The organism is Halorubrum sp. Boch-26 (assembly GCF_029889805.1).
Taxonomy (GTDB): domain Archaea; phylum Halobacteriota; class Halobacteria; order Halobacteriales; family Haloferacaceae; genus Halorubrum.
The window spans coordinates 1-18,040 of record NZ_JARANT010000054.1; the positions used below are offsets into that span (position 1 = coordinate 1).

Genomic DNA, 18,040 nt, shown 5'->3' on the forward strand with positions numbered 1-18,040 from the left:
CCCCCGGGCGCCCGGGGTTCGTCGTCCCGGACGGCGAGGCGGCGCTCGACGCGGCCGACAACATAAAAATAATCGCGACCCCCCCCCCCGGAGAACGCGACCGCCGAACCCTCACGGTCGACGAGACGCGAGGGAACCTCTTTACTCCCGACGCGCGTGGGACGAGACATGTCCACCGACGCCGATTTCGGAGAGCGGTTGGAGGAACACACCGAGACGTACCTCGACCGGATAAACGACTGCGTCGCGCTCCTCCCGCGGGCGCTCGACGAGTACGCGAGCGGCGGCCCGTACCGCGAGACGGCCGACGAGATCGCCGCCATCGAGAGCGAGTGCGACGGCCTCGTCCGGGAGATCCGGGGTGTCATCACCAACGCCGGCCCGGACGACATCGGCCTCCTGAACACGCGGATCAACTTCAACGAGTCCGCGCTGCTCGACTTCTACACGGAGCTCGACGTGGTGGCGAACCACACCGAGCGGATCGTCCAAGAGGTTATCATGATGCGGCCCGACGCCGACGTCGAACCGTTCCGCGACATGCGCGAGATGGCGACCCACATCGTCGAGATGGTCGCGGTCCTCGGCGACGTCGTGACCCGGTTCGTCTACGGGCTCGCGCGCAGCGACGCCACCGAGACGCTCACGGAGGGGATCGAGTCGATCCGCGCGCTGGAGAGCGAGTGCGACGAGCTCCGCAACGACGCCATCGCGACCGCCTTCGCCGACGGGGCGATCGACGAACCCCTCGTCTACCGCGAGCTCGCGATCCTCTTAGACGAACTGGCGAACACGATCGAGGACCTCACCGACCGGATCGTCGTCATCGCCAGCAAGGAGCCGGGGATCGTCACGGAGGCCGACCCCGACGCGGACGAGGAGTAGAGGTATCAAACCGGGCCGGCCGGCGACCGTCTCAGCGCCGCGCCCATTCGAGCATGCGCTCGTAGAACGGCTCCGACCCGAGCGCGTCGGCGTCGCCGACGAGCGTCAGCTGCTTTTTCGCCCGCGTGAGCGCGACGTTCATCCGGCGGTGGTCCTCGAAGATCGGGCCGTCGAGGTCGCCGGTCGCGACCAAGGAGACGACGATCACCTCCTTCGAGGAGCCCTGGAACCGGTCGACGGTGTCGACCGTGACCGGGGTCCGCCGGCCGATCTCCGCGACCTGCGCGCGGAAGGGGGCGATGACGCCGACGTCGTCGGGGTCGACGCCGGCCGCGAGGTAGGCGTCGACGACCTGCGCGACGCGCTCGGCCTCCCGGACGTTCCGGTTGCCGTCGCGGGTCCCGTCCGGATCGACGAAGTCGACGCCGCTCGCGAGCCCGTCGGGCAGGTCGGCAGGGTCGACGCCGAGGTCGCGGAGCGTCTGGCCCGCCACCTCGGGGGTCGCCGGACGGAGCGCGCCGTCGTAGAACTCCGCGGAGGCGAACGCCTGGATGCGCTGGCTCATCCGGTACTGGCGGTCGAGCATGACGCTCGCGTCGGGGTACGCCTCGATGAGGCGCTGGAAGAGGGACGTTTTGAGGTCGTTTTCGGCGCGGACGACGGGCGGGAGCTGCTCGTGATCGCCGACGAGCACGAACCGGTCGGCGCGGTTGATCGCGGCGTGGGTACCGGGCTCCGTGAGCTGCGAGGCCTCGTCGACAAGGGCGACGTCGAACTCGCACTCGCGCATCACGCGGGAGCCGCAGGCCGCGGTGGTGGCGGCGACGACCGGCGCGTCCCGCAGCTCGGCGGCCTTCGCGTTCGGGTCGCCGCGCTGGACGAGGCGCACGTCCTGCATATCGCCGCGGACGCCGGTTTCGGTCCCAACGCGGAGGATTCCTCCGGTTTCACCGGCTCCATCCGGTCGCGAGGACGCGACCCAGTCCTCGAATCCCTGGTCGCGGAGGGCTTCGAGGGCGTTGTCGACCGCTCGGTTGGTGAACGCCGAGAGCAGCACCCGGTTCCCCTCGGCGACGAGCGCGCGGATCGTCCGGGCGATGGTGTACGTCTTCCCGGTGCCCGGCGGGCCGTGGATCAGCGCGCAGTCCTCGGCGTCGACCGCCAGCCCGACGGCCTCGTTCTGCGACGCGTTGTTGTCGATGTAGGCGCCGGAGGCGTCGGCGGGGCGACCGGCGTCGGCGCCTCCGGGGGCTCCCGCCCGGTGCTCGCTCGCCGCCCGGAACGCCGGCTCGCGCCGCCCGAACAGCACGTCCTTGCGCGCGTCGCTCCCTTTTAAGATCGCGTCGTGGAGCGCGGTGAGCGAGCGGTCGACGGAGATCTCGGAGGGGTACACGTCGAGCCGGCGGAGCTCGACCGGCTCGTCGGTCTCGACGACGACCTCGTCGCCGAGTTCGGTGATGCGGCCGAGCTCGGCGTGCCCGTCGACCGGGTCGCCGTCGCTCGCGAGCGCCACGTCGCCCTCGCGGAGCTTGGAGACGGCGTCGCCGGGCTTGCGGGCGCGGAGCCGCCACCGGGCGTCGTCGATCTCCGTCTGTGAGACCGGTTCCAGATCGATCAGCGCGCGGTCGTCGGCGGCGCGCTCCGCGGGGGTTTGCTCCCACAGCTTCCGGTACTCGGCGTGGGTCTCGCGGCGTTCCTCCTCGAGGGCGACGTAGAAGCGGTCGAAGTAGTCGCGCTCCGCCTCCGGGACCGGGGTCCCGACCGACCCCGCCTTCGACTCCTGGTCGAGGCGGCCCGAGACGACCATGCAGGTGTCCTGCTCGAAGCAGTACTGGCACTTCGCGTCGGCCTCGTACCCCGTGGGGACGGTCGGGCGCTCGCCGGGGTCGTCGAGCGCGCGCCACTCCATCGCCGCGAGGGCGTTGCGCTCGCGGACGACGAACTCCAGCAGGCCCCGGCCCACGGAGAACTCCTTGGCGGGCGCGAGGTCGCCCGACTCCTCGTTGCGGTCGAGGGCGGTGTTCTTCGTGTACAACAGCGTCCCGATGTCGGGGTCGACGCCGCGCTCGTCGAGCATCAGCGCGTAACAGGCCGCCTGAATTTTGTCGTGGAAGCGCGGCTCGCGCTTGGTGTTCTTCCCGGTCTTCAGTTCGACGGGGGTCCCGCGACGGAGCGCGTCGGCGCGCCCCTTCAGGCCGAACGTCGGCGAGATGAGGGTGAACTCCGACCGCCACGTGTCCTCGTCCGAGAGCGTCCCCTGCGCGAGCCACCCCTCGATCGCCGCCGCGTTCCGGCGCACCTCGTCGGCGACCTCCTCGGGCTCGTAGCCCAACAGGCCGAGCTCGAGTCCGGCCTCCTCGACGCGGTCCGCGACCGACGCCTCCAGGTCCATCCCGCGCAGTAGGTCGCCGAACACCTCGTGGACGACGGTCCCCTTGACCACGGGATAGTTCAGCGGGATCCCCGAGAGCTTATTTAAATAGTACATCCGCGGGCACTGCACCCACGAGCGGATCCCGGTCACGTCGACGAGGAAGTCAGGTTCGAGCACGACCCACGAGTCGCCCGTCGTGGCGTACCCCGTCTCGCCGCCGAACTCGTCTTCTTCGGCGTCGGTGACCAGCAGCTCCATGCCCGGCTCGGCGTGTTCCGCGGTCTCCGCCCACTTGCCCCACAGCGTCACGTCGACGGGGTCGCCCGCGCCGCGCTCGGGCCGGATCCGGAGCTCGCGGAGCTCCCGGTCCCCGTACGACGTCGACACCGTCCGCGTCCCTCCGACGGAGAGGATCGGCCCCCGAACGTTCACGGCCGTCATCGGGAGCGGGCTCGAAAAACGCTGTCGGTGGGCGGTGTGGGCGGAGCGGTGGCGAGGCGACGGCCGCCGACCCGAAATCGATTTGCGACTGCGCCCGCGACGTGGCCGCATGACCGATTCGACCCTCTACCGCTACGGCCGCCCCGCGGTCGTCGTCTTCGTCGTCTCGCTGGCGGCGCTGTCCGCGGTCAGCGGCTACGCCCGGTTGGAGACGCAGGGGATCGCCGCCCTCGGCGACGTCGTCGTCAACGCCTACATCGCGCTGCTCGTCGTCTGGGGCGTCGCGGTCGAGGGGTTCGACACGAACCGGTTCCGGACCGCGCTGTACGCCGGGCTCGTGCTGTGGGGGGTCGTCGACGTCGCCGTCGGCGCCGTCACGCCCTTCTCCGTCGTCTTCCTCGTCGCGGGAACGGCGCTGCTCGCGCGGATGGGGTACCGACGCACGCAGGACTGACGGGCGCGCGGATACCGGACTGAGGCGGGTCCCGCACCGCCGCGACCGACACGCTCATGCGCCTCTCCTCATTAGGATACGCCGACATGCGCGTACGAGACTGGGACGACATCCTCGCCGACGTCGCGAGCGACTCGACCGACCCGGACGGCTGGCGGGCCGTCGCCGGCTCCCGGCGCGAGGGGCTCGGCGAGGACCTCTACTTCGGCCACCCGAGCGTCGGCGTCTACCACCTCAAGACGTACGCGAAGAACCCCCGCGATCTCCGCGGCGTCGGCGCCCGGGTGGCCCGGAAGGTCGACGACGAGCTCGACCCGCTCCTCCCGGACGAGGAGTCGGCGGGCCGGTTCGCGGTCCGGTCGCCGCCCGAGGACGAGGACGAGGCGAAGGACGCCGCGACGCGGCTGCGCGAGACGCTGAAGGTCCACGCCGAGGCGCCGACGAGCCCCGACCACCTGTTCGAGGACGTGATGGAAGCGATCGACTCGCCCGCGTTCGGCCCGATGGATTACCGGTTCGACGGGCGCCCCGACGAGCTTGACGAGCTCTCCGAGGCGTTCGACGAGGCCGAGGCGCTGCTCTCCTCGGAGCTGGAGGACCTGATCGACGAGGACGACGTCGACCGCGGGTTCCATTAATTGGCGGGCTTCCGGGCCGCCGATCCGGTGTCCGTGCACCGAGCGCATTTCAGACACACTCTCCTCGGTCCGATCGCGACCGGTGCGATCTCGGCGAACGTTTGGACGTTCTAGCAGTTCGCTGATACATAGTCGACCGCGGATCAGCGGTGAACGCCTCCAAAGCCCCAGCCGCCCTCGCGGCTGCCCCTTTGAATCCCGTCCCGCAACCGCACATCACGCCTCCCCGGCCTCGTCACCGGACTACGTCCGGTTGCAAGCGAGAGCTCCGCTCTCGCCCTGTCAGTCGCCCTCCGCGCCGCTCCGGGCGACTGACTCCCTCGCGCCGTCGGCTCGCAGCCCTCCGGGCCGCTCGCCGGGGCGCGCCACCGCACCGAGAACGGTTCGGTCCCTCCCAGGGATTGATTCTGTCTGTGACACTCGTCTGTTGAAGGCTACAAGGCGGCCGACAGCGTCAGCTCAGTCGTCGACGCGCTCCAACTCTTCCCTGGTCAGTTCGTTCTCCACGTCGCCCGTGTTCCGCGTGCCGGCCGGCTCGAACAGCAGCAGGTTCGCCTCCGGCTCGGCGACCGGGCGGTGCTCGGTCCCGCGGGGGACGACGAGCAGCTCGCCCGTATCTAGGGTCACGTCGTCGCGGTCGCGGAACTCGATCCGAAGGCGCCCGTCGGTGACGAGGAACAGCTCGTCGGCGTCCGCGTGGCTGTGCCAGACGAACTCGCCTTCCGCCTTCGCGAGCTTCACGGCCTGCCCGTTCGGCTCCCCGGCGAGGTGCGGGTCCCACTTCTCGTCGATCGACGCGAACGCGTCTGCGAGGGTCACCTTCTCCATGCGCCTCCGTGGGCGCTTCGCGCGTATAAACGGCCGCGGCGGGACCGTGGCGCCCGACCGCCCGGATCTCCGGGCGCCGCGGCGCCCCTCAGTAGTGCCAGGGGTAGTCGCGGAACTCCGGCTCGCGCTTCTCCAGGAAGGCGTCGCGGCCCTCCTGGGCCTCGTCGGTCATGTACGCCAGTCGCGTCGCCTCGCCAGCGAACACCTGCTGACCGACCATCCCGTCGTCGGTCATGTTGAACGCGTACTTCAGCATGCGCATCGCGGTCGGCGACTTCTTCGTCATCTCGTCGGCCCACTCGATCGCGACTTCCTCCAGCGCCTCGTGCGGGATCGCCTCGTTGACCATCCCCATGTCTTCGGCCTCCTCGGCGGAGTAGGTCTTCCCGCGGAAGAACACCTCGCGGGCCTTCTTCTGGCCGATCTGCTTCGCGAGGTACGCGGAGCCGAACCCGCCGTCGAAGGAGGCCACGTCGGGGTCGGTCTGGAGGAACTTCGCGTGCTCGTCGCTGGCGAGGGTCAGATCGCAGACGACGTGGAGCGAGTGGCCGCCGCCGACCGCCCAGCCGGGGACGACCGCGACGACGGGTTTCGGCATGAACCGGATCAGCCGCTGGACCTCTAAGATGTGGAGCCGCCCCGCCCGCGCCTCTCTCACGAGCGGGTCGTCCTCGTCGCCGGCCTCGTCGTCGTCGCGGTACTCGTAGCCGGAGCCGCCCCGCACCGACTGATCGCCGCCCGAGCAGAACGCCCAGCCGCCGTCCGCCTCCGAGGGCCCGTTTCCGGTGAGGAGCACGCAGCCGACGTCCGCCTGCTTGCGCGCGTGGTCGAGCGCGGCGTACAGCTCGTCGACGGTGCCCGGCCGGAACGCGTTCCGGACCTCGGGGCGGTCGAACGCGATCCGAACGACCGGCACGTCGACGCCGCGGTGATAGGTGATGTCGTCGAACTCGTCCGTGACCTGCTCCCACGCGTCTGGGTCGAAGATCTCCGAGACCATGCGCCCACGTTAGCGGCCGATCGCATAAACGACGGCGGGTCGGCCGTGTGGCTGCGCCACGCCCGCAAGAATTGCACCGATCTGTGACTGAACGTCTACGTCCGGAACGCCAGTACCGGACTCAAAAAGCCGCGAATGGGCGTTTCGCCGAATTTCTGGCGTCACCGGAACGCGCTTTCGTTGCTGGTGACGTGGGGGTGTTGTCCGCGGAGTCCGTTCGTACGGTATGTACGATACGCACGCGCCGACCTCGCGTCGGTCCTTTCTCGCTGCCGCGGGCGGCTCCGCGACGCTCGGGCTCGCCGGCTGCCTCGGCGGCGGCGGTGGCGAACTCGACGAACTGACGGTCGCGCACATGCCTATCTACCCCGACCTCCAGTGGTACGTGATGGAGGGCGAGGGGTACTTCTCCGAGATCGACGCCGAGGTCACCGGCCAGGAGTTCACCGACGGGCCGGCGATCGTGCAGGCGTTCGGCGGCGGCGACATCGACGTCGCCATGTTCGGGGTCGTCCCGGCGATGATCGTCATCGACCGCGACATCCCCGCGCGGGTGACGGCGGCGAACATCCGCGAGCCGATGGGGGTCATGGCCGAGGAGTCGTTCCACGAGGCCTTCGAGGCGGAGGGCGGCGACGCGTTCGCGACGTGGGCCGAGGAGAACGAGCGCCCCTTCCGCTTCGGCACCTTCCCGCAGGGGAGCGTCCCAGACGTGCTGCTCCGCTACTGGCTCCGGGAGACCGGCGTCGATCCCGCGGCGAACGAGAACGTCGAGATCATCGAGATCAACGGCGCGAGCGCGGTATGGCAGGCGATCGCCAACGACGAGATCGACGGCACCTCGATCATGGAGCCGGTGCCGACGATCGCACGGGAGGAGGGCTCGTCCGTCACGATGCTCCGGACGGCCGCGGAGATCCTCCCCGGCCAGCCCGCGGCGGTCACGCTGATGAGCGACGCGGTCCGCGACTCGCCGCTGGCCGCGCAGTTCCTCGAACAACACGTCCGCGCCACCGACTTCATCGGTGAGAATCCGGACGCGACCGCCGGGCACGTCGAGTCGGGAATCGGGATGCCCGCCGATCGCGCCCGGAGCGCGCTCGACTCGCCGCTGTCGAACTTCGTCACCGATCCCCGCGCGATATCCGAGGCGACGCCGGTGTTCTCGGAGTTCGCGGCGAACAACGGACAGATCGACGAACGGCTCTCGAACGAGGAGATCTTCGACTTCGAGGCATACGACTCGCTCTGATGGCGACCGACACCGGCGGCCGGTTCGACGGGGACGAACTGCGCACCGGCCTCGGCCTCGACGACCCCCGGCGGCTCGCCCGCGGCGCCGCCGGAATCGTCGGTTTCGTGGCCGTCTGGCACCTCGTCTCGCTCACGCAGCCGGCGTACGTGCTCCCCTCGCCGGCAGCGGTCGGCGGGTCGTTCGCCGAGGAACTCTCCTCCGGCACGATGACGACCGCCCTGTGGTCGAGCGTCCGACACTGGGTCCCGGGGACGATCGTCGGCACCGGACTCGGCGTCGCCGCCGGCGTCGCGTTCTCGTGGAGCGGGCTCCTCGACGACGTGACTGCCCCGCTCGTCCGGACGCTCCGGCCGGTCCCGCCCCTCGCGCTGATCGGCTTCGCGATCGCGTGGTTCGGGATCAACGACGCCGGCGCGGCCTTCATCATCGCCGTCGGCGCGTTCTGGATCAACTTCTACGCGTCGTACGGCGCCGTCGAGGGGGTCTCCGAGGACCTCCTCGACGTGGGCCGCACGCTCGGCGTGGGCGGCGATCTCGACATGGTCCGGTCGATCGTCCTCCCGGCGTCGCTCCCCGGGATCCTGACCGGGGTCCGGACCGGCCTCGGGCGCTGTTGGATGCTCGTGGTCGCCTCCGAGATCTTCGGCGTGCCCGGCGTCGGCCGTGAGATCCTGCGCGCGAGCAACAACCTCCTCGTCGACACGGTGATCGCGTACATCCTCGTGTTGAGCCTGATGTACCTCCTCGTCGACGTGGCGTTCCGCGCTGTCCAACGGAGGGTGTTAGTGTGGCGGGCATGAACGACGGCCCGATGGGGGAGGACAACGGCCCGATGGGGGAAGACGACGGCCCGATGGGGGAAGACGACGGCCCGATGGGGGAGGACGACCGCACGGGCGCGACCACCGGGGAGTCCGGCGTCGTCGTCGATGCCGTCGGAAAGACGTACGAGGGGGACGGGCCCCCGGTCCGCGCCCTCGACGACGTCTCCTTCGCGGTCGACGGGAGCGAGTTCGTCTGTCTCGTCGGGCCGTCAGGCTGCGGGAAGACGACGCTGTTCCGGATCATCGCCGGGCTCACCGACGCCAGCGACGGGGCGGTCCGCCTCGCCGGCACGCCCGTTACCGGGCCGACCACGGACATGGGCGTCGTCTTCCAGGAGTACCACCTGTTCCCGTGGCTCACGGTCGAGGAAAACGTCGGGTTCGGGCTCGAACGGAGCGATCGGTCCGAGGCCGAGCGCGAGCGCCGGGTCGACGAGATGCTCGGCCTCGTCGGGCTCGCGGAGTTCCGGGAGTCGTATCCGAAGTCGCTCTCGGGGGGGATGAAGCAGCGCGTCGCCATCGCGCGGGCGCTCGCCGTGGACCCGGAGCTGCTCCTGATGGACGAGCCGTTCGGTGCGGTCGACGCGCAGACGCGGGAGATGCTCCAGCGGGAACTGCTCGACGTGTGGGCGTCGACCGGGAAGACGGTCCTGTTCGTCACGCACGACGTCGCGGAGGCGGTGACACTCGCCGACCGGATCGTCGTGATGGCCGCCGAACCCGGCCGCGTCGCCGAGGTGGTCGACGTCGACGTCGACCGTCCCCGCGAGCGCGACGACCCGGCCTTTGGAGAACACGTGGCCCGCGTCCGGGAGCTGATCGGCGCGCGGCCGTAGCTCGCCGGCCTCGCCGGGTTTCATGCCGGCCCGGTTCGACCCTACTCCCCGTCCGCCTCGTCGGCGGCGGCCGCCAGTTCGTCCATGTGAGTCCGCACCACCGAGAGCGTCGCATCGGCGTCGGCGTATCCCTGGTCGTAGGCGTCCAGTGCGGACTCGGTCTCGTCGAGGAACCGCTCGACGGCCGCCGCTATCGTGTCGTCAGTCATGGCTCCGCGTTCGGCTCCCGGCCGGTTATACTTCCGGGCTCGGGGCGCACCGTACGCCGCGCACGTCGGGTCGCCCGATTCGGGTTCGGACGATTCCGGGGGCCGCCGACCGAACATTTTATCATGCGCTGCACGGTATTGTGTACTATGAGAAATATTGAATGCCGCTGCGCGGCGGCTCGACCGGGGTGGCGACGATGAGCGGGAAGTCGGCGGTGCTCGCGACCGACCTCTCGACGGCGAGCGAGTCGATGATCGAATCGGAGACCGGCCTGAACTGCCTCGGACGGATCGGCGTCGACCGGATCCACCTCGTGACGGTCGTGCCCTCCAACGTCCACTCCGGAATGCCCGGGATGGGGTTCGAGAAGCGCCGAAAGCAGGCGCTTCGGCGCTACAGCTCGACGGTCGAAGACGCCGGGTTCGACGTCGAGACGCACGTCGTCCGCGGGACGCCACACCGCCGGATCAACGGGATCGCGGGCTCCGTGAACGCCGACCTGATCATGGTCGGTTCGCGCGGGAAGAGCCCGCTCGAGAACCGCGTGATCGGGTCGACCGCGCGCAACCTCGCCCGTACGGCGGTCGTGCCGCTCCTCGTCGACCGCATCGAGCGCGCCGTCGACCAGCCCGAGACGGTCCGCCGACACCTGTTCAAGCGGACGCTGTTCGCGACGGACTTCTCCGAGAACGCCGAGCGCGCGTTCCGGTCGTTCGAGTACCTCCGCCACGCGACGGAGGAGGTCACGCTGGTACACGTCGAATCGCCGAAAGACGACACGGGCGGCGACGCCGACCCGCAGGACCGCCTCGACGACCTCGCCGATCGGCTCGACGAGCTGGAGCTCGACGCACGCACGGAGATCCGCCGCGGCGACCCCGCCGACGAGATCCTCGCCGCCGAGGCGGAGCACGATCCGAGCACGCTGCTGCTCGGCTCCCGCGGCCGCAGCCGGCTGCGCCGACTGCTGCTCGGCAGCGTCTCCGAGGAGGTTGTCGCCCGCGCGACGGGTAACGTCTTCCTCGTGCCGCCGCCACGGTCGGCGTAGCCTCGCCGCACGCCGCCGACGGCCCACCGGCTCTTCCCCGCGCGGGAAGTTCACGTTATTGTAGTATATCTGCACAACTGTTTTACCCGTACGCACCGTACCGTTGACAAACCCATGCCGGATTCGCTATCACAGCAGCTTCGCAGCGACATGGAGTGTGAGGGCCTCTTGGAGTGTTTTCACGGGCTCAAACCGCTCGACCGACAGTGTTTCACGACGCTGGTCGAGAGCGACGAGCCCATGACTATCGACGCGGTCGCGGAGGCCGTCGACCGCGAGCGCTCGACCGCGTACCGATCGGTCCAGCGGCTGCTCAAGAGCGGCTGTATCACCAAAGAGCAGGTGAACTACGACGAGGGCGGCTACTACCACGTGTACTCGCCGACAGACCCGAAGCAGGTCGCCGACGACATGCAGCGCATGCTCAACGACTGGTACGCGAAGATGGGACAGCTCATTCGGGAGTTCGAGGAGAAGCACGACCGATCCGAGTCCGCACAGGCGTCGAGGTAACCCGCTCCGGTCGCGATCTCGGTCGGAATGGTCCGCGGCCGCTCAGCGACGCCGCAGCGCGTAGGTCGCGTAGCCGACGGCGGCGAGCAGGCCCGCGGACAGCAGGCTCCCGAACACCGCGGGGGACGTCTTGACGAACCCGCCGAACGGGTTCGTCAGCACGAGCACGCCGACGGTGAGGGCGACAGCGATGAGAATTCCAACCGCGCCGAACGCCTTGAAAGCCGTGTCGAGGTCTAAACCATGCGATTCGGGTCCGGTCGAATGACTCATACCCCTCGGTACGGACTCTGTATATAAATGGGTAGGACGGCGTTCTCACGGCGAGAGAACGCGCGGGTTGACTCGGAGTTCGGTTGTGGCGTGTTATATCGGCACATCATGTCTTGCCGAACTTACTATTTCTGTTGATAATTTGCGCGTGTCCGTTTTATACCCAGTTCATCGAAGCCTAACAGATGACGTATACGCGATCGACGACGGTAGTCTCCCGTCGACGGGTCGTCGCCGGACTCGGCGCCGTCGCGGCCGGCGGGCTCGCCGGGTGTCTGGGCGGCGAATCGGGCGACGGCTCGACTTCGACCCGGGACGAGACGAACGCGGCGACGACGAACGACGAATCAGCGCTCGGCGACGAGAGCGACGCCAGCGCGACGGTCGGCATGATCTACGCGCTCGCGGCGGACTCGACGACCGGTCGTTCAACGACGCGGCCAACAGAGGGATCCAACGCGCACGTCTCGACCACGACGTGGCGTTCGCGAACGAGGAGCCAAGCGGCTTTCCGGAGCTTCAGACCACGCAGGCGGCGCTGTCGGCGTCGACCGATCCCGATTATGACCTTATCTGTTGTATCGGCTTCCTCCAAGCGGAGGGGCTCTCGGCGGTCGCGGGCGAGCACCCGGACCAGCGGTACGCGATCATCGACTCCGTCGTCGACCACGACAACGTGGCGAGCTACGTGTTCCGTGAGCACGAAGGTTCGTTTCAGGCGGGCCACCTCGCCGGGCTGGTGACCAGCCGGGACGCGTCGGTCGGGGCGGGATCGACCGTTCCCGACGAGCGGACCGTCGGCTTCGTCGGCGGGGTCGAGTCGGACCTCGTGCGCAAGTTCGAGGCCGGCTACCGCGCCGGCGTCGACCACGCGACCTCGGAGGCGTCGACGCTCGCCACGTACGTCGACGCTTTCGACGACCCGGAGAGCGGGTACGCCGCCGCCGCGGAGATGTACGAGCAGGGCGCCGACGTGGTGTATCACGCGGCCGGCGGGAGCGGTCTCGGGGTGTTTCAGGCCGCACAGGAGTACGGCCGGTACGCTATCGGCGTCGACTCCGACCAGTCGCGGAGCAACCCGCGGTACGCGGACGTGATCCTCGCGTCGATGGTGAAACGCGTCGGCACCGCCGTTTACGACGCCGCCGAACGGACGATCGACGACGACCTCGGCACGGGAGAGACGACCGCTCTCGGTCTCGCCGAGGACGGTGTCGCGCTCGTGTACGGCACGTCGCTCGGTCCGGTGATCCCGGACGACGTGCGAGCCGCGATCGCTGAGTCCGGTGACCGGATCGTCGCTGGCGACCTGTCGGTCCCCTCGGACCCGGAGGCGTTGAACTGATGGCTCCCGGACTTATCGATAGGCTGGCGCGGGCGGCGAGCGGGGTCCTCCCGGACGCGGTCCGGCGCCGATACGCCGCCAAGTTCGCGCTCGCCTTCCTCGTCGTCGCGGCGGTCGTCGTCGCCGGCGGCGCGTTCACCTATCTCCAGACCGAGCAGACCGTGGAGACCGACGCGACGACCCAACTGGCCGAAACCGGTGACCTCCAGGCCGACGCGATCGGCTCGTGGACCGAGCGGATGAGCACCGAGACGCGGTCGATGTCGGCGGCCGACGCGCTCCGATCGGACCGGCGCGCGCCGGCGTACATCCTGTTGAAAGACGAGCTACTCTCCGATGACATCGTCAGCATCCACCTCGTCGACTCGGGGGAAGACCGGGTCGTTGCCAGCACGGAGCAGCCGTTGGAGGGGCGCGCACCGAGCGACCTCGACGCGCCGTGGAGCGACGCCGACGTGCCGGAAGGCGTCGGCAACGACGACCGGGTCTGGCGGTCGGCTCGCTCGTACCGGTCACCCGTGCTCAACGACCGGCCGGTGATGGCGTTCGCCAGCTCCGTGCCGCGGGCCGACGGCCGATACCTCGTCGTGGTGACCCGCATCCAGCCGCAGCTCGAACGGATCCAGAACACCGACACCGGCGAGGAGACGATGATCCTCAACGCCGCCGGCCAGACCGTCCTCGACATCGACGGCACGGTCGACGAGGATGAACACGCCGCCGGCGTCGAGACGGTCCGAGAGGGCAACGCCACGACCGCGACGCGGATCGGTGACGGTCAGGTCCACGCGTACGCGTCCGTCCCCGGAACCGACTGGGTGGCGGTCACGAGCGTCGCCCAGTCGACGGCCTTCGCCGTCCGGAACGACGTGGGGAACTCGGTGCTGCTGCTGCTCCTCCTCACGCTCGCGTCGCTAGGGGTCGTCGGGGCCGTACTCGGTAGTCGGACCGTCCTCCCCCTCGCGCGGCTGCGCGACCGCGCCGAGCGGATCGAGTCGGGCGACCTCAACGTGGACCTGTCGACCGGCCGGATAGACGAGATCGGTCGGCTGTTCACCAGCTTCGGCGAGATGCGGGACGCGCTCCGCGAGCGGATCGCCGAGGCCGAGACCGCGGTCGACGAGGCCGAGGCGGCGCGCGAGGAGGCCGAGGCCGTCACCCGCGACATGGAGACACGCGCGGCCGACTACAGCGAGGTGATGGGCGCGGTCGCCGACGGCGACCTCACCCAGCGGATGGATCCCGACGCGGATCGGGACGCGATGCGGGAGATCGCCGAGGAGTTCAACGACATGGTGTTCCAACTGGAGCGGACCACAGCGCGGGTCGCCGCCTTCGCCGCCGAGGTCGACGACGCGAGCGCGGACCTCGCGGCCGGCGCCGACGAGGTCGAGACCGCGAGCGGGACCGTCAGCGAGCAGATTCAGGAGATCGCCGACGGAGCGGTCAGACAGGACGAGCGGCTCGACACGGTGAGCGGTGAAATGAGCGACCTCTCCGCGAGCATCGAGGAGGTCGCGTCGTCGGCCGCGTCCGTCGCGGAGACCGCCGAGGCCGCCTCGGAGCGCGGCGCGACCGGCCGCGAGGCCGCCGGAGAGGCGCTCGACGAGATGGACGCGATCGAGGAGCGCTCCGCGGCCGCGGTCGAGCAGATGGAGTCGCTCGACGACCGCATGGACGAGATCGACGAGGTCGTCGAGTTCATCACCGACGTGGCCGAGCAGACGAACATCCTCGCGCTGAACGCCTCCATCGAGGCCGCCCGCGCGGGCGAGGCCGGCGAGGGCTTCGCGGTCGTCGCCGACGAGGTCAAGGATCTCGCGGAGGAGACGCAGGAGGCCGCCGCCGAGATCGAGTCACAGATAGATGCCGTGCGCGGCGAGGCGGACGAGACGGTCGACGACATCCGCGAGACGAACGCGCGGATCGACGAGGGGTCCGACACCGTCCGCGAGGCGTCGTCGTCGCTCGAAGCCGTCGTCGACGCGGTCGAGGAGACGAACCACGGCGTCCAAGAGATAAGCGAGGCCGCCGAGGATCAGGCGCGGTCGACCCAGCGCGCGGTCGAGGGCGTCGAGGACGCGGCCGAGGTGAGCGGAGAGGTCGCTACCGGCTCCGAACAGGTGTCCGCCGCCGCCGAGGAGCAGACGGCGACCGTCACCACCATCGCCGAGAACGCCGACCGGCTCCGGGGGCAGGCCGAGGCGCTCTCGGAGTCCGTCTCGGCGTTCGAGGTCGACGTTGACCCCGACGATATTGACGGCGACGAGAGTGGAGAGAGCGTCGATGCAGGTGCGGGCGCCGCCGCCGACACGACGCGCGGAGACGGTCTCGCCGCCGACGGTGACGGACGGGGTTCGTCGTCTGACGGGCGCTAGTTCTCGTCCCCGTTCTCGGGGTATCCCTCGACGATGGCGACGCCCGAGGAGGCGCCGATCCTCGCCGCGCCCGCGTCGAGCATCGCTAGCGCCTCCTCGTAGGAGCCGACACCGCCGGAGGCCTTCACCGGGAGGTACTCGCTCATCAGTTCCACGTCGGGAACCGTGGCGCCGCCGTCGGCGAACCCGGTCGAGGTCTTCACCATGTCGGCGTCGGCCTCGACGGCGGCCTCGCAGGCGCGGCGTTTCGCCGCGTCGGTCAGGAGCGCGGTCTCGATGATAACCTTCACCGGGACCGGCACCGCGGCGACCACGTCGGATATCTCGGCGGCGACGGCGTCGTCCTCGCCCGCCTTCAGGCGGCCGACGTTGATCACCAAGTCGATCTCGTCGGCGCCGTCTCCCCAGGCGCCGACCGCCTCGTCTCGCTTCGCCTCCGGGACGTGCTGGCCGTGCGGGAACCCGACGACGGTCGCGATCGTCTCCGGGGCGTTCTCGTAGTCCGCCGCCTCCGGAAGGTAACAGGGCGGGATACAGGCGTTCATCCCGTGGTCGGCCGCCTCGTCGAGGACGGTCTCCACGTCGCCCCACGTCGTCTCCGGGCCGAGCACGGTGTGGTCGATGCTGGCGGCGAACTCGTCGCGGTCCATGCGCTCACGGTTCGTGCGACCGATAAAAGGCGTATCGACCTGAGAAGGGGCGGTATCGATTCGAGAAGAGGCGCATCGGTTCGCGAACGGTCCGAGCGACGGGGAACCCGCCGCGTCAGCTCTCGATCTCGATCTCGGTGCCGGTCACCGCCGCGTCGGCGACGACGGGGAGCCGCACGGTGAGGATGCCCTTCCGGTAAGACGCCTCGATGGCGTCCTCGTCGACGGTCTTCGGGAAGCGGAACCGGCGGTGGTAGGTCCGGCGCGCGCCGCGCCGATCGTCCTCGTGCTCGCCGGCCACGTTGAGCACGCCGGCGTCCCACGAGGCCGTGATCTCCTCGGGGTCGAACCCGGGGAGCTCTATCGCGAGGACGAACTCGTCGTCCTCCTCGTACAGTTCGTAGTCGTTACCACTCGATTCGAACAGTCGGCTCGGGAAGTCGAGTCCCTGTGTCCACGAACTTGCTGGCGTCGGCATGGCCATTGCTGACCACCTCGAATGCAGTTGGCAATACGGTAGCGATTCTATATACCCATTTTGAATCGTGCGGGTTGATACCAATACGGGAGAGAATGGGCCGGCGGTACCGCCGAGCGCGGTCGCCGCGGCCGAACGGTTGGATTCAAGTCCGCCGCAGGGGAAGCGGGTGGTATGCAACCGGGAGATCGCGTCCGCGTCGAGCGCGGGGACGTCACGAACGAGGGCGTACTGCTCCCCTCGACGACTCGCGACCACCTTGTCGTCAAGCTCGACGGGGGGTACAACGTCGGCGTCGACCGCGACGCGGCCGACGTGGAAGTGCTCGAATCGGGCGCCCGCGACGTCGACGAGGGGACCGATGCGGGCGGCGGCGAGGCCTCCGAGATCACCTTCGACGACGACCTACCGACGATCTCGCTCATCTCCACCGGCGGGACGATCGCCTCCACCGTCGACTACCGGACCGGCGCGGTCACCGCCCAGTTCGACGCCGAGGACGTGTTGCGAGCGGTCCCCGACCTGGCCGGCCGGGCGAACTACCGCGGGCGCGTCGTCGCCAACATCCTCTCCGAGAACATGGAGCCGGCCATCTGGCGGGAGCTCGCCGAGGCCGTGTCCGAGGAGATCGAGGCCGGCGCAGACGGCGTCGTCGTGATGCACGGCACCGACACGATGCAGTACTCCGCGTCCGCGCTATCCTTCATGCTCGACTCGCCCGTCCCGGTCGTGTTTACCGGAAGCCAGCGCTCCGCGGACCGCCCCTCCTCCGACAACGTGATGAACGCGGTGTGCGCGGTCGAGGCCGCGAAGGCCGACCACGCCGAGACGCTCGTCTGCATGCACGCGAGCGCCTCCGACGACGCCTGCGCGCTCCACCGCGGCACCCGCGTCCGGAAGAACCACACCTCCCGCCGCGACGCCTTCGAGACGGTCGGCGCCGCGCCCCTCGGGGTCATCGACTACGAGACCGCGGCCGAGGCGGGCGCCGACGGCGACGCGGCCGACGCGGCGATCGAGTGGCGCCGCGAGCGACTCCCGCGGGGCGAGGACGGTACCGACGCCGACCTCGCGCCCGACCTCGACGGCGACGTGGAGCTGGCGAAGTTCACGCCGGGCATGGACCCGGCCGCGTGGGACTACCTCGACGGCAAGGACGGCGTCGTGATCGAGGGGACCGGCCTCGGCCACGTCCACACCGACCTCATCCCGCGGATCGCGGAGCTGGTCGAGGACGGGACCGTCGTCGCCATGACCAGCCAGTGCCTCGCCGGTCGCGTCTGCGACCGCGTGTACGACACCGGCCGCGACCTCCTCGACGCCGGCGTCGTCGAGGCCGGCGACACCCTCCCCGGCACCGCGAAAGTGAAGCTGATGTGGGCGCTGGCGAACCTGTCCGACCCGGAGGCGGCGATGGGACGCGACCTCGCCGGCGAGCTCACCGAGGAGTCGCAGCCCTGGCGATGACGGGCTCGGAAGGGGAGCCGTCGCCCGCCGCAGACTCGGCGCCCGCCCCCGTCGTCCGCGAGGCCCGCCCGGCCGACGCCGGCGCGATCGCGGCGTTCACGCGGGACACGTGGGGCGCGCGCCGCGAGGACTGCGTCCCGCGG

General features: G+C 69.9%; 17 protein-coding genes and 1 pseudogene. 11 read left to right on the top strand and 7 right to left on the bottom strand.

All coding sequences use genetic code 11. The annotated features are described in order from the left end of the window. The first annotated feature begins 168 nt into the window (after positions 1–168). On the top strand, positions 169–885 hold the full coding sequence (locus tag OQF71_RS09140; protein ID WP_280587202.1) for a DUF47 family protein: 717 nt from the start codon (positions 169–171) through the stop codon (positions 883–885). Positions 886–916: 31 nt separating this feature from the next. On the opposite strand, the gene OQF71_RS09145 is transcribed toward OQF71_RS09140, so the two are convergent. Continuing rightward, a complete protein-coding gene (locus OQF71_RS09145; protein WP_280587203.1) occupies positions 917–3,691 on the bottom strand; it encodes an AAA domain-containing protein in 2,775 nt (924 codons plus the stop codon). Between the two features lie 118 nt (positions 3,692–3,809). On the opposite strand from OQF71_RS09145, the gene OQF71_RS09150 reads away from it, so the two are divergent. Together OQF71_RS09150 and OQF71_RS09155 are read left to right on the top strand one after the other, a co-directional pair. After that, positions 3,810–4,154 (top strand): hypothetical protein, encoded by a 345-nt coding sequence (locus OQF71_RS09150; protein WP_280587204.1) that lies wholly within the window; start codon positions 3,810–3,812, stop codon positions 4,152–4,154. Between the two features lie 86 nt (positions 4,155–4,240). After that, the gene (locus tag OQF71_RS09155; protein WP_280587206.1) at positions 4,241–4,792 is read left to right on the top strand and encodes a hypothetical protein; all 552 of its coding nucleotides are present in this window, start codon (positions 4,241–4,243) and stop codon (positions 4,790–4,792) included. 459 nt (positions 4,793–5,251) lie between these two features. Here OQF71_RS09155 and OQF71_RS09160 read toward each other — a convergent pair whose 3' ends face one another. Then, on the bottom strand, positions 5,252–5,620 hold the full coding sequence (locus OQF71_RS09160; RefSeq protein ID WP_280587207.1) for a cupin domain-containing protein: 369 nt from the start codon (positions 5,618–5,620) through the stop codon (positions 5,252–5,254). 88 nt (positions 5,621–5,708) lie between these two features. Beyond that, positions 5,709–6,620, bottom strand: coding sequence for a 1,4-dihydroxy-2-naphthoyl-CoA synthase (locus OQF71_RS09165; RefSeq protein ID WP_280587208.1), 912 nt, complete (start codon positions 6,618–6,620; stop codon positions 5,709–5,711). A gap of 226 nt (positions 6,621–6,846) precedes the next feature. Here OQF71_RS09165 and OQF71_RS09170 point away from each other — a divergent pair, with 226 nt between their 5' ends. The 3 genes from OQF71_RS09170 to OQF71_RS09180 all read left to right on the top strand — a co-directional run bounded on the left by OQF71_RS09170 (position 6,847) and on the right by OQF71_RS09180 (position 9,535). Beyond that, the gene (locus tag OQF71_RS09170) at positions 6,847–7,872 is read left to right on the top strand and encodes an ABC transporter substrate-binding protein (RefSeq protein ID WP_280587209.1); all 1,026 of its coding nucleotides are present in this window, start codon (positions 6,847–6,849) and stop codon (positions 7,870–7,872) included. Continuing rightward, complete coding sequence (locus OQF71_RS09175) at positions 7,872–8,675, top strand: ABC transporter permease (RefSeq protein ID WP_280587210.1); 804 nt, start codon at positions 7,872–7,874, stop codon at positions 8,673–8,675. The genes OQF71_RS09170 and OQF71_RS09175 overlap by 1 nt, the downstream gene beginning before the upstream one ends. 74 nt (positions 8,676–8,749) lie before the next feature. Beyond that, the gene (locus OQF71_RS09180) at positions 8,750–9,535 is read left to right on the top strand and encodes an ABC transporter ATP-binding protein (RefSeq protein WP_280587222.1); all 786 of its coding nucleotides are present in this window, start codon (positions 8,750–8,752) and stop codon (positions 9,533–9,535) included. Positions 9,536–9,576: 41 nt separating this feature from the next. Here the strand turns inward: OQF71_RS09180 and OQF71_RS09185 are convergent, their stop codons facing one another. After that, positions 9,577–9,744 carry a hypothetical protein gene (locus OQF71_RS09185; protein WP_280587211.1) on the bottom strand — a complete coding sequence of 56 codons (168 nt, stop codon included), beginning with the start codon at positions 9,742–9,744 and terminating at the stop codon, positions 9,577–9,579. A 161-nt stretch (positions 9,745–9,905) separates the two neighbouring features. Between OQF71_RS09185 and OQF71_RS09190 the strand changes: the two genes are divergently transcribed. Together OQF71_RS09190 and OQF71_RS09195 are read left to right on the top strand one after the other, a co-directional pair. Further along, the gene (locus OQF71_RS09190) at positions 9,906–10,793 is read left to right on the top strand and encodes a universal stress protein (protein WP_280587213.1); all 888 of its coding nucleotides are present in this window, start codon (positions 9,906–9,908) and stop codon (positions 10,791–10,793) included. 114 nt (positions 10,794–10,907) lie between these two features. Then, positions 10,908–11,306, top strand: a complete 399-nt coding sequence (locus OQF71_RS09195; RefSeq protein WP_280587215.1) for a helix-turn-helix domain-containing protein — start codon at positions 10,908–10,910, stop codon at positions 11,304–11,306. Between the two features lie 42 nt (positions 11,307–11,348). Here the strand turns inward: OQF71_RS09195 and OQF71_RS09200 are convergent, their stop codons facing one another. Then, entirely contained in the window at positions 11,349–11,579 is a 231-nt protein-coding gene (locus tag OQF71_RS09200; protein ID WP_280587217.1) for a hypothetical protein, read from the bottom strand. A 185-nt stretch (positions 11,580–11,764) separates the two neighbouring features. Here OQF71_RS09200 and OQF71_RS09205 point away from each other — a divergent pair. Next, positions 11,765–12,924: pseudogene (locus OQF71_RS09205) on the top strand (BMP family protein). Continuing rightward, a complete protein-coding gene (locus OQF71_RS09210; protein WP_280587218.1) occupies positions 12,924–15,302 on the top strand; it encodes a methyl-accepting chemotaxis protein in 2,379 nt (792 codons plus the stop codon). The pseudogene OQF71_RS09205 and the gene OQF71_RS09210 overlap by 1 nt, the downstream one beginning before the upstream one ends. On the opposite strand, the gene deoC is transcribed toward OQF71_RS09210, so the two are convergent. Beyond that, on the bottom strand, positions 15,299–15,952 hold the full coding sequence (deoC, locus tag OQF71_RS09215; protein ID WP_280587219.1) for a deoxyribose-phosphate aldolase: 654 nt from the start codon (positions 15,950–15,952) through the stop codon (positions 15,299–15,301). The genes OQF71_RS09210 and deoC overlap by 4 nt on opposite strands. Before the next feature lie 115 nt (positions 15,953–16,067). Further along, positions 16,068–16,430, bottom strand: coding sequence for an Hsp20/alpha crystallin family protein (locus tag OQF71_RS09220; RefSeq protein WP_280587224.1), 363 nt, complete (start codon positions 16,428–16,430; stop codon positions 16,068–16,070). 174 nt (positions 16,431–16,604) lie between these two features. Here OQF71_RS09220 and gatD point away from each other — a divergent pair, with 174 nt between their 5' ends. Further along, positions 16,605–17,897, top strand: a complete 1,293-nt coding sequence (gene gatD / locus OQF71_RS09225) for a Glu-tRNA(Gln) amidotransferase subunit GatD (protein WP_280587220.1) — start codon at positions 16,605–16,607, stop codon at positions 17,895–17,897. The last annotated feature ends 143 nt before the right edge of the window (positions 17,898–18,040 follow it).